At 55.3% G+C, this 1,562-nt stretch carries 1 protein-coding gene and 1 pseudogene; both read left to right on the forward strand.

What is annotated here, in order from left to right:
* Positions 1 to 1,141: glycosyltransferase family 39 protein (locus ACTHUT_RS20185; protein ID WP_440419583.1), on the forward strand; the 1,141-nt coding region annotated here is incomplete at its 5' end.
* Positions 1,142 to 1,279: 138 nt separating this feature from the next.
* Positions 1,280 to 1,562 (forward strand): annotated as a pseudogene (locus ACTHUT_RS20190) (hypothetical protein); the annotation flags it as partial.

Raw genomic sequence — 1,562 nt, forward strand, 5'->3', positions numbered from 1 at the left:
TGCCATTTTGCTGTTGTGCGGCGGCTGGGTTTTACTCTCCCTTTCCTCAGGCTATCTGCTGACCGCGGCCATGATGTTTTTGGCACTTGCCCTGTCGTTCCATTCCACTTGGCAAAGCAAACGCTATTTGCTGACCCTGATCGGCGCCATTGTCGTTTCCCTGCCCCTGCTGATTCTGTATCCGCTGGTTTTATCCAGAACCCATCCCGAATGGTTTGATATATGGTTCAACCATTATTCCTTAGGCGTATTCGGCGGTTTCCATCAGATTCAGACGGCCTTCAGCCTACCCTATTATCTGAAAAATCTACTGTGGTTCGCCCTGCCTGCTTGGCCGCTGGCGGCATGGACGCTCAGCCGTACGCGTATCCACGATAAAAACTGGGGCATTCTGAGCCTGTCGTGGCTGGTTATCATGACAGCCCTGCTCGCCATCGACCCGCAACGCCTGCAAGACAACCTCGTTTGGCTGTTGCCGCCGCTTGCCCTGCTCGGCGCGGCACAACTGGACGGCCTGCGTCGCGGCGCGGCAGCATTTATCAACTGGTTCGGCATCATGGCATTCGGTTTGATTGCCGTGTTCCTGTGGCTGGGCTTCTTCGCCATGAACTACGGCTGGCCCGCCAAACTGGCCGAACGCGCTGCCTATTTCAGCCCGTATTATATCCCCGACATCGACCCGATTCCGATGGCCGTCGCCCTGCTGTTTACCCCGTTGTGGCTCTGGGCGATTACGCGTAAAAACATCCGCGGCCGCCAAGCCGTCACCAACTGGGCAGCCGGCGTTACCTTGGCCTGGGCTTTGCTAATGACCCTGTTTTTACCGTGGCTCAACGCCGCCAAAAGCCATGCGCCGGTGGTACACCAAATGGAAGCCGCGCTTTCTGCCGAATTGAAACAGCAGCTTTCAGACGGCCTCGAATGTATCAACATCGACGGCCAAGACCAGCGCACACGCATCGCATGGACACAATACAGCCGTATTAAAACCACGACCGACAACCCGACCTGCCGCTACCGCCTCATCCGCCAAGCCGCCAACATCGGCGCACCTTCGGGCTGGCAAACCTTGTGGCAAGGCGCAAGACCGCGCAACAAAGCCGAGACTTTCTTGTTACTGGAAAAAACTGCGGCGCAGTAAATCACACCAGCCTCAAAACTGAATAACCTCAGTCCAACAAAGGCCGTCTGAAAGAACTTTTATCCTTTCAGACGGCCTTTGACTTACTTTAACACCGCTTCCCGTACAATGGCCCTTTTCCCTTATCTGCCTAAAAACATGAAACCCAACCGCCTTTTGCCCCTCGTCCTCTTATTGACCGCCCTCTCCGCCCATGCCAAAGATTTCATCATCTACGACCGCATGGACTACGTCGGCAAACCCGACCTGACTGCCGACAAACTCTCCAAAGTGTTTTTGGTTTACGAAAGCGAACTGGTCAAACCCGATCCGACAGGCAAACGCAAACACGGCGTACTCAACGAAGCGCGTATCCGCGAATTGGCCAAACAATCGCGCCGCGAAGGCTACCGCACCATTTCCACCGACATCGAAAGCTGGT

The organism is Neisseria sp. P0022.S010 (genome assembly GCF_051956635.1).